The sequence below is a fragment of the Nitrospiraceae bacterium genome (assembly GCA_020632595.1).
GTDB lineage: Bacteria > Nitrospirota > Nitrospiria > Nitrospirales > UBA8639 > Nitrospira_E.
Map to the genome: position 1 here is coordinate 1 of JACKFF010000032.1, position 10,587 is coordinate 10,587.

The 10,587-nt window shown below is 50.5% G+C and carries 8 protein-coding genes; 3 read left to right on the plus strand and 5 right to left on the minus strand.

The window, feature by feature from the left end; all coding sequences use genetic code 11:
• Positions 1 to 385 precede the first annotated feature (385 nt).
• From H6750_21255 to H6750_21270, 4 genes are all read right to left on the minus strand, one after another.
• Positions 386 to 2,932 (minus strand): SBBP repeat-containing protein, encoded by a 2,547-nt coding sequence (locus H6750_21255; protein ID MCB9776842.1) that lies wholly within the window; start codon positions 2,930 to 2,932, stop codon positions 386 to 388.
• Between the two features lie 150 nt (positions 2,933 to 3,082).
• Positions 3,083 to 3,673 carry a hypothetical protein gene (locus H6750_21260; protein MCB9776843.1) on the minus strand — a complete coding sequence of 197 codons (591 nt, stop codon included), beginning with the start codon at positions 3,671 to 3,673 and terminating at the stop codon, positions 3,083 to 3,085.
• Between the two features lie 389 nt (positions 3,674 to 4,062).
• Positions 4,063 to 6,690, minus strand: coding sequence for an SBBP repeat-containing protein (locus tag H6750_21265; protein ID MCB9776844.1), 2,628 nt, complete (start codon positions 6,688 to 6,690; stop codon positions 4,063 to 4,065).
• A gap of 66 nt (positions 6,691 to 6,756) precedes the next feature.
• Positions 6,757 to 7,329, minus strand: coding sequence for a hypothetical protein (locus H6750_21270; protein ID MCB9776845.1), 573 nt, complete (start codon positions 7,327 to 7,329; stop codon positions 6,757 to 6,759).
• A gap of 626 nt (positions 7,330 to 7,955) precedes the next feature.
• Between H6750_21270 and H6750_21275 the strand changes: the two genes are divergently transcribed.
• The 3 genes from H6750_21275 to H6750_21285 are packed head-to-tail and all read left to right on the plus strand — an operon-like array spanning position 7,956 to position 10,157.
• Complete coding sequence (locus H6750_21275; GenBank protein ID MCB9776846.1) at positions 7,956 to 8,126, plus strand: lasso RiPP family leader peptide-containing protein; 171 nt, start codon at positions 7,956 to 7,958, stop codon at positions 8,124 to 8,126.
• 29 nt (positions 8,127 to 8,155) lie between these two features.
• Positions 8,156 to 9,175: a hypothetical protein gene (locus tag H6750_21280; GenBank protein MCB9776847.1), complete on the plus strand. Its 1,020-nt coding sequence runs from the start codon at positions 8,156 to 8,158 to the stop codon at positions 9,173 to 9,175.
• Positions 9,138 to 10,157, plus strand: a complete 1,020-nt coding sequence (locus H6750_21285; GenBank protein ID MCB9776848.1) for a radical SAM protein — start codon at positions 9,138 to 9,140, stop codon at positions 10,155 to 10,157. Before H6750_21280 ends, H6750_21285 begins: the two co-directional genes overlap by 38 nt.
• 88 nt (positions 10,158 to 10,245) lie before the next feature.
• On the opposite strand, the gene H6750_21290 is transcribed toward H6750_21285, so the two are convergent.
• Positions 10,246 to 10,587, minus strand: a 342-nt coding sequence (locus H6750_21290; GenBank protein ID MCB9776849.1) for an adenylyl-sulfate kinase, incomplete at its 5' end; no start/stop codon positions are given.

The following is a 10,587-nucleotide window of genomic DNA, read 5'->3' on the forward strand; positions in this document are numbered from 1 at the left end:
AGCGGCAAGTGAAACCTTGGCTTAAGACTATCGAAACGACAGTGTGCGAGGTCCTAACGACATCCATCCAAAAGGGGATTCCCCCGTTGGTTATGACGAATCGTCTGGCGAAGCAAAAAATTCGGCATTCGATGAACATCCAGAATGCGTAAAACACAAAAATATTCCTCAATCTGTCACACCTCGAATTGTCTTCCCATTGAATCGTTGAAACCGTGAACGTGATCACCTGTGGGCGTCAATCCTCAGCTTACGGGGTATCCTCACAATCTATTCACATTCTTATAGGATGTAGCAGATGAGTCGGCCATTTGGGTTATAGGTGATCTTGTACTGTTGTCCCCGGCAGGATTATTCATCCTGCCGGGGATAACAAACGCGTAATTTACGGTATTTCCTCTCCCAACACATCCACCACAAACTGAAACGGATTAAAGCTCTGGAGGCCAATCTGAAACGCCACGGTAAAGGCTTCATTTGGGCTTAACTGGCCATCGGCAAAAGAGCCTAGGAGTGGGATAGTGAATAACGCCCCTGCACCATCAGGTCCGCCATCTGCGTTACAGAGCACATTGCCTCCGGTCAGTTTGTTGACCTGAATGACCAGATTGGAGAGCGTATCGGCGGAAATATTGGTGAATGTCGCTGTGACCGTAAACGTCCCGACCGTTGCACCGCCGCAGGGAGTCCGACTAAAGGCAGTGCTCACCTGGCCTGAACCAAGCGGCGCAAATTTGTTATTTAAATTATTGACTTGAGGATTAATCTTGGCGATAAAGGCGTCTTGCAAGCCGCCGAGGGTTGGCTGCAAGGCAAATTTTATAGGAAATGTGGGTGTCGGGTGAGTCGTCGACGCGCCCCCTGTGGATCCGGTAATGTAAATTTGCCCCTCGCTATCTACGGCGATATCATTCCCCCCATCACCCCCCGTTCCCCCGAGAAACGTGGAAAATTTTAATGCCGACCCATCTGTCAGGAATTCGGTAATAAAGACGTCTACGTTGCCATGAAGCGCAGGTTGTAAGGGGTTTGCCGTAGGAAAATCTGGTGAAAACGTGGAACCTGTGATCCAAGCATGTCCTTCCCCATCAACTGTAATATTTGCAGCCTCTTCGAACCCCGTTCCTCCGAGAAAGGTTGCAAAGGATAGGGCCGACCCATCTGAGGCAAGCTTTGCCACGAAGACGTCCCCTCTGCCGTTTCCATAGGATGGCTGGATGGGGTTTTTTGTGGGAAAGTCTGGAGAGCTTGTATACCCGGTTGTATACACTTGCCCACTGCCATCGACGGCGATTCCTACTCCTCCATCGCTGATGCTCCCTCCAAGATAGGTGGAAAAGGTTAGGGCTGATCCATCGACGGTTAGTTGAGCGACGAAAGCGTCAGAGGAACCAAGTAAAACTGGCTGGAGGGGATTTTTGGTGGGAAAGTCGGTCGATGCGGTACTTCCTATCACTGTAGCTTGTCCCCTTCCATCAAGGGCGATGCCATTTCCAACATCAAGGCTACTTCCTCCGAGATAGGTGGCATAAGCCAAGGCCGAGCCATCCTGGGTCAGTTTAACCACGAAAGCATTATTATCATCGAGGCGAGTGGATTGGAAGGTATTCAGGGTGGTGGGGAAGTCGGGGGAACTCGTCCATCCTGTGAGATACGCCTGTCCTGTTGCATCGACGGCGATGTCTCCCCCAACATCGTGGCCGAGTCCCCCAAGAAACGTCGCGTAAGCCAGGTTAGAGCCATCAGGAGCTAGCTTGACGACAAACGCGTCGGCAAACGGGGAATTGCCATTGCCATGGATGGGCTGCACAGCATTTTTCGTGGGAAAGTCTGGAGAACCTGTTTCACCGGTCACATACGCGTGTCCTGTGCCATCGACAGCGATACTTAAGGCTGTTTCTCCGCCCGACCCGCCGAGATATGTGGCATAAATCAAAGCAGAACCATCTGCAGCCAGCTTGGCGATATAGGCATCTCCTAATCCTGCACGGGTGGCCTGGAGAGGGTTATTCGTTGGAAAATCAAGCGAGGATGTCTCTCCTGCTACATAGACCTGCCCGGTGTTATCCACGGCGATGCCGAAGGGATTGTCATTCCCGGCTCCTCCGAGGAAGGTGGAGAAGACCAAGATCGGATCAATGATTAACGGCTTGGTGACATCATAGGCTGCCACTTGAAAGCCCACCTGTCCCTCAGTGTTAATAACATAGCCGCCATCAATTATTTGCCTTTTTCCATCCACATCCTGATAGATGAATGGTTTTTGTTGGCGGATGACTCCATCTTCTGTTTGTAGGAGAAGAAGGTCTCCATTTTGATCCAGTTCCAATCGAGTGACTCCCTCAAACCTTATCGCAATGTGTTGGGGGTCCTGCCCTGGGCCTACTACAAAGTCATACTCCAGTTGCTGTTGGTTCCCGTAATAGACGAGGTCGATACCGGGATACACATTGTCGTACCTCACGCGACCATAGATGGGGATATTACTTTCCCATTTGTTTGGATCGTTCCCGATGAAGTAGTTCACCTTGCCTGGGAGGGCGGTCTCTCCGGCTAGTGTAGGTGTGGGATTCGCTCCGATCAGGTGCATGCGCAGGACAGCCGGTTCATTGACTGCCTCGTCCGCAGGGGAGTCCGACGGTGTGCTCACTGGTGGCTGCAGGTGAGTGAGGGCCAGCACCGCCTCATTGGGAGTGAGAAACAAGCCATAGCCTGGTCCACGAGTGAAAAATTTGACTTCTGGGTCCGTCTGCCCCTGATTGGCTTCAAAACTTAACGGAACGGAGAGGAATGAAGCCTGCAGGTTAGGAGGTGGAGCGGCTGGCACCTGCTGGGTGGGCTGGGGGAGGGTGGAACACCCTGAAAGGGCTAAAGCCACGGACCACAGGGTAACCAGCAGCGTGATGAAGGTTGCTTGTTTAAGGAATTGCATGGGGGTGCTCCTTATTTGATGGAATGAATCGGGTTATTGGGGATATTTCCAATAACGGGGTGATGGTATTCAGTTGATTGATGGCAAAGAGGGATGATTGGGAGATCTGCACTTCTGCCCTCTCGTTCCCTCTGAGTGTCCATAAGATCATCATGGTGATGTCTGAAAGACTGATGGATCAAATGAAAATCCAAATGGCTCAGGTTGCGCTATTTTCTCCTTCTCCGTTTCCTCAGCAGATTGCCGCGGCCATATCTTCACGGTTTCGGCAGATCTCGCCGTTCCACTCTTCTGGGAGGTTGAGGACTCGTTCTGTGAGATTGCCTGGGGCATCGGTTCGGGGCGAACGAATCCTTTGGGTCGAGGGAGCACGAAGATCGTGGCAATTTGGGGTTCCCCATGCTCATGTCCGATTTGATACCCGTAGTTCGGGCTGAGATGCTGGAGAGCTTCGGTCACGGGCAATTGTGCAAATGCGGTCGTGATGGTTTCCTCCTTCGGTACGGTTCCTTCAATGGCAATGGACAATTTTGTCCCGAGTTCCAAGAGAATGGCTTCTAAGGAAGCATCTCGAGCGCGGAGAGATACCAAGTTCTTTTCTTCGATGGTGAGGACAAATTCGGCTATTTGAAGATCGGCGATTCCGCCTATTGGTGCGGGGTCTGCAGCCAACACTTCAGTGGTGACAATCAACCAGAACACTCCCGTGAATCGGAGAATCTGCTTGCAAAACTTGAACATGGCTCTTCTCCTTTTTTCAGAAAATCGGGATGCGTCGATCGGCGCTTGTTGTTTCTCGTCTATCACGACTTTTCCTTGCCGAGTGTTTAACGTAGAATTTTGAGTGAATAATAGCAAGGCTTTCTTTTCTTTTTGGGGGGAGAGTTGTGTTGAGCCATCAATGGCTACTTCACAAGCGGAACCTGAGGCGTTTGAAGCAGAGGAGGTTAGCGTGGGGAGATGTTAGAAGGGTTGAAACAACGTCTTCTTTCGGCACTGTCTGAGAGGAGTCTACTGGCTGTGATTCTTAGGGAAAGGCGTTGCTTCTCTACCGAAGGATCGTCCCCCTCCAATTGAGGAGGGGGGATGGTGTGAGAGGAGGTTGCAAATAAATGGATGGTTTGGAGTCCTCAGTCTTTTTCTCCCAGTACATCCACCAAAAATTGGAAAGGGGTGAAGCTTTGGAGGCCAATGGCCAACTGAACGGTGAAAGTTTCACCAGGGCTTAATTGGCTATCCGACAGATCACCCTGCAATGGGACGGTAAGTATCGCCCCGGCCCCGCCTGGGCCACCATTGGCGTTGCAGAGCATGTTCCCGCCCGTCAGGGTCTTCACCGAAATCAGCAGGTTGGAAAGGGTATTCGCTGAAGTGTTGGTAAAAGAGGCCGTAATGGTAAAGGTGCCGGCTGATGCTCCACCGCATGGCGTCCGGCTGAAACTGGTGCTCACATCGCCTGGCCCAAGCGGGGAAAATTTGTCGTTTAAGTTGTCGCGTAGCGGGTCAATTTTGGCAACAAAGGCGTCAGGCAAATTAGGGCTGCCCCGGACAGGCTGAATGGGATTTACCGTAGGAAAACCCGGATTAGCGGCACCCCCTGTGATATAAGCCTGGCCAGCTTTATTGACCGCAAGTCCTCCATCTGCAACTTCCCCTCCCAGAAAACTAGAAAAAAGGATGGTTGATCCGTCCGTGCTGAATTGAGACAAAAAACTTGTTTCCCACCCCGTCAGTTCATCTGAAAAAGGATTTTTTATTGGAAAGTCCTCTGTTTTACCGGTTAATCCTATTATCAAAACTTCCCCCCTGCTATTTATAGCAATGCCTGTTCCCTGGTCATCATTTCCACCGCCAAAGTAGGTGGCATAAGCCAGGGCAGAGCCATCTCGGGTGAGCTGGGCCATAAAAGCATCAGATTGTGGGCGGAAGCATGGCGGTAGGTTTGGTGGTGCACCTGGTACAGGACAAGGCTCTTCTACCAAGGTTGGGTTTTTGAATTGTTGGAAGGCATTTTTTGTTGGAAAATTCTCAGAAAAGGTTCTCCCCGTAATTGAGACCCGTCCCCAACCATCAATGGCGATCGCATTCCCAATGTCTAAATCGCTTCCCCCAAGAAATGTAGAATAATTCAAGGCTGACCCATCAGCCGTCAACTGAGCCACAAACGCATCGGCAGTTCCGTTGCCGCCTCCCTCTCCATGGAAAGGTTGGAAGGCATTCTTGGTAGGAAAGTTGGCAGAACGGGTAAGCCCTGTCACTGAGGCCTGCCCGATCTCATCTACGGCAATGGCTTTGCTCACATCGTAGTTCCCGCCACCCAAAAATGTGGCATAGGCCAAGGACGAGCCGTTGGAGTTGAACTTGGCGATAAAGGCATCAAATCCCCCACCGCCGCCGTTGGTGGGTTGAAATGCATTCTGGATGGGAAAGTTCGTGGAATTAGTATCTCCTGTCACATAGATTTTACGATTGCCATCCACGGCAATGCCATTACCGCTTTCATCACGGGATCCCCCAAGATACGTAGAAAAAATTAATGCGGAACCATCTGGACTGAGCTGTGCGACAAAAGCATCCGTGGGGTTCCCAAATGGCCCGGGTGGATACGCCACACCATCTTCAACCGCAAGGTTTGGCTGCACGGCATTTTTTGTAGGAAAGTTTGTGGAGTGAGTGGACCCTGTGACATAGATATATCCCATGCCATCTACGGCAATGTCGTTACCTTGGTCACTGTCACTTCCTCCGAGGTATGTGGAAAATACTAAGGCCGATCCATCTGCAGTGAACTGGGTTATAAAAACAACATCAGTGCCACCAATGGTGGGTTGTAGAGGATTCAAGGAGGGAAAGCCTGGGAAATCTAAGGTTTCAGTCCAGCCTGTGACTGTGATCTGTCCCCCTCCGTTCAGAGCAATACCATTGCCGTTGTCTATACCACTGCCGCCTAAGAAAGTCGAAAACACTAAAATGGGATCAATGATCAGGGGCTTGGTCGTGTCATAGGTAGCGACGTGAAAGCCCACGTGGGTGTCGTTGATGACATACTGTCCCTCAATGGTTTGCCTGTCGCCTTCTCCCTCCTGATAAATCAGCGGTTTGCGCTGCCGCACTTCTCCGCTTGCAGTCTGCAAGACGAGATCGCCGGTTTGGGTATCCAGTTCCAGACGCTCAGTACCTTCAAAGGCCATCGCAATTTGTGCGGGGTCTTCACCTGGAGCCACGATAAAGTCGTACTCCAATTGCCGTTGATTGCCGTAATAGAGCAAGTCAATGCCGGGATAGACATTGTCATACCGAATCTTTCCATAAGTGGGGATCTGGGTGCGCCACTTGGCAGGATCGTTCCCAATGAAGTAGTTCACTTTGCCGGGGAGGAGGTTGTCTCCGGTCAGCTCGGGTGTGGCATTGGCACCAACCAAGCGCATGCGCAACACGGCGGAGTCCGGTGAGGTCTCTTCGGTTTCCTGTTCCGAGCCGGAAGGCTTGGGTTTTCTCAAAGCTAATACGGCCTCCTGGGGTGTGAGGTACAACCCATAGCCAGATCCCCGGGAGAGAAACTTCACCTGCCCATCTGTCTGTCCCTCATTGGCTTCGAAGTGCAGCGGCGTTTGCAGATATGTCGCTTGAACATGCGCTGAAGTTTCCTTGGCATTTGGTTGATGAGGGCTTACGATGGCGCAACCCACTAGGCCTAATCCCGCTACACATAGTGAAACCACGATACTGGAAAACGATGAATGTTTGAGGGATGCCATAGCGTCTTATCTCCTTCAATGATTGCGAGGGACCGTCCTCCGTAAAGTGTTTGGAGCGGCCGCTTGTTATTGCCGAAAGGCCGAGGGATCGAATGAAAATCCGAACGGCGCGGGTTGCGCCCCATTTCCCTTCTCTGAAGGTTTGGCTGATTCACGGGGCAGGATGGTCACCGTCTCGGTGGTCCCAGCTACCACAGAGGTCGTGGACTCCTTTCGTTGGGTGTCCTGAGGTGTGGGTTGAGGGCGAACGAATCCCTTTGGCTGGGGTAAGACAAAGATGGTGGCAATTTTGTGCTCCCCATTTTCATTTTTTATCTGGTATCCGTAATTCGGGCTAAGGTGCTGGAGAGCTTCTGCTAACGGTAATTGTGCAAACGCCGTGCTGACGGTCTCTTCTTGAGGAATGTCTCCTTCCACCAGGATGGACATTTTTTGACTGAGTTCCTCCAGAATGGTCTTGAGGGACGCTTCACGCGCTCGGAGAGAAATAAAATTGCCTTCCACAGCTAACACATATTCTGCCATCTTGAGTCCCGTCATTCCGATGGCATTTTCCGAGATGGCTGCCGTTGCCCCTTGTGCCCATATGAATAGGCAGCTGTAAACAGTCACGAGTATCCCTCTGCTTACCTTCTGCATATCCAGCCCTCCTTTTCTGAATTCATTACGACTCACTAGAAAATCTGGATTCTTTGGCTTACAAGATGTTGTTTGTTGGGTGGATGTCATGATGCTGAAGGGATTTTGCAACGGCCATGCCCCACTCTTGAGGAAAATATATTTTGAATTTTAACGTCCCGAGGTTAAAGCATTTTTTTAATTCTTCACATCGGAGAAATATGGAGAATGTGTCCCCTAAGTCCTCAGGTTATAGAATCTCGTTGAGGCAAAAGGGGGCAACCCTGATGTCCACTCTTCATGAAAACGTCTGTTCGATCCGTACTTGCCATGGTCCCCTTCAATCGAGGGGGTTTACATCAAAGAGAATTAGAATTAGAGTCTGGCCTTCTTTTGAAAGGCGTAAAATGGTCATAAATGGTGGATGCTCTGAATTTTCTGGAATGGGATGGGCGAGGTGTTTGCCCGATGTTTCGGTGCATCCATGTTGAATGATCACCTCGTTCCAGATTTTTCATGGATTAGGATGAGAAGGGAAGAACTTCTCTTTATGATAGTCGAAGTCCATTCTGAGAACCTGGTCCGTTATATCGGATAATTCGCATTCATTAGTTTTTATTCACGGGTTGCCAAAAAAGGAGAAAACTATGAAACAGCATGACAAACCCCGTGTTCAAACAGGCGAGGAAACCAAAGTGAATTGGCAAGATCCCAAGCTTTCCTATGTTCAACCCAAGTTGACTCGGCAAGGGGATTTTCATGATCTGACGGCTGGCTTTTTCGGCACTTTTATCCCCCAGGACACTACGGAAGGATGATCTGTTGAGTGGGTTCCCAGGAGAGGCCAGTGCAGTCAACTCTTTATCGCTTGCATGGTATTTTCCTGAAATTACATCAAGAGCATTCTGACCAAGCGGGAATCCTGTCTCAGCTGCTGGAGGATTTATCCTTTGAAAGGTGTCCCGCTGAAGATATTCCTCCGTCGATTTACGTTTCGATTCGATTAAGTGCTGGAGATGTCTCAGCTCCGGTTGATTCGCAAGAAGTCTTTAACGTCGACGGCCTTCGTGGACTGCGTAGTGGGCGGGATTTTTATCTAACCGAAGGGACCTCACTTTTTCATCTCTCTTTGGATAAAAGGCAGGGTGAGGCTCTTCTTGCTCCCCAATTCTTCCGGCAGCCTCCTCTTGTGCAACAACGGTTTTGGGGTGTGGGTTTGATGAAACTCTTGCGTCCCCTGGACCTATTTGGGTTGCACGCAGGGTGTGTGGTGAGCCATTCTGGAACGGGCCTGCTGCTTGTCGGCCAGTCAGGGTCTGGAAAATCAACCCTGACTATTCACTTGATCCGGCAAGGTTGGGGTTATCTTTCGGATGATGCGGTTCTTCTCCGATCTCGATCTCATGGTGTGGAGGCCCTCTCCCTTCGCAAACCCTTTTCTGTTACCAGTGAATCGGCTGGGCATTATGCGGACCTTCTTGAAAAGAGGGCCTTCCCATTCCCGCCGAGAACGAAGCAACGGGTTGATATCCACAAGACTTACCCGCACCAGTTTGTCTCGGAGTGCATTCCCCGCATGTTGTGTTTCCCGCGGATTGTTCGTGATGGGCCGAGCCGGATTCAGCCGATGAATCGGGTCAAGGCTTTGGGGTTGCTCTTGTCCCAAAGCGGCCCTGCTCTTTTTGAGAAAGACACCATGTCTCAACATATGCAAGTTTTAACGCGGCTTGTTCATCAATGTGATGCGTTCGAATTGGAAGCGGGCTTTGATCTGTATGAGCAGTCTGAAACCTTGGATCGTCTGTTGTCCAAGGCACGGAGATCAGTAAATGCCACGGATTGTGATCGAACTCACCAATCGGTGTAATCTCTCCTGTTTGCATTGTTATGATGCGCGGCATGCTGCCACCGGAGACTTGTCTCTGGAGATTCTTCACAAGGTGATTCGCGAAGGGAAGGCTTGTGGTATTGATCATCTCTGTTTCACTGGAGGTGAACCGACCCTTCATCGACACTTTCCAGATATACTTCGGGATGTCACCGAAGGAGGATATACTTATAGCTTTGTCACCAACGGGATGAATTTTCCCCAGATCTACCCCTTGTTGTTGCGCTATCGTCAAGGGCTTCAGGGCCTCACATTCAGTTTGGATGGAGCCCGAGAATATACTCATGACGCCATACGAGGAAAAGGATCTTTTCGGCGGGTCATGCGTGCCGCGACTATCTGTGCGGTCAAGGACTTGCCCTTTACATTCAATATGGTTCTGACTGCCAAAAATCGGGATGAAATCACAGAGATCATTAGGTTGGGGTCGAGGCTGGGAAGTCGGGGAATTCGATTTGGCCATCTTATGTTCAATCAGGACTCCAGTGCTCGTGGGTTGAATCTTTCCCCGCAAGAACGGCGTGAGGCGGAAGCGGAAATTTTTGGCCTTCAAGCGTCTGCCCCCATCGGTGTGGGGATGGGGCCCGGATATTACACTGAATCGCTTTTGCCACCTTGCTCTCCATTGAAACTTGAAGAGTTTAACTTGAATTATCGTGGGCATTTGACGCTCTGCTGCCAGCTTTCCGGATATGCAAAGGAAGATGACAGAGGCGATTTTGTTGGTAATCTCCACGAGTTGACCCTGACGGAAGCCTGTGAGCGGTTCCGCCATCGGGTCAATCGCTATCTAGCCGATAAGCAGGCAACGGTCAGAAAGGGGGAGTTGTCAGAGGTGGATCATTTTCCCTGTTGGTATTGCGTGAAATACCTGTTTAAAAATGTGTCCGTTGAAAAGGTTGCTCCGCTGTCATGGAACCAATCTGATGGTCAGATTCTTGTGAATCCTATTCATGTGTAAGTGGAAAAAACAGGGAAGGATTGTCTAGGACCTTTTCGATGTGGAAATTGCCGAGAGGCTTTTTGTGCGAATGAAAAGCAAAAAAGTTTTAGGATGAAGGAATGAGCCCTTGGGTTTCCAAGGCCTTCACGATGGTGAGGGTGGCCTGTTCAGCTGTCTGGGTCGCTCCCTCGATTGTGATTTCGGCATCATCCGGGCGTTCATAGGGTGAGTCGATCCCTGTAAAGTTTTTCAGCTGGCCCGCACGGGCTTTTTTGTAGAGCCCTTTCACGTCCCGCAGTTCACAAATTTCCAGCGGGGTATCAATAAACACTTCCAGGAATTCTCCTTCGTCCACAAGCATCCGGGCCATTTCCCGTTCACTGCGGAAGGGAGAGATGAAGGAAACCAGGACAATGAGGCCGGCATCCACCATGAGTTTGGCGGTTTC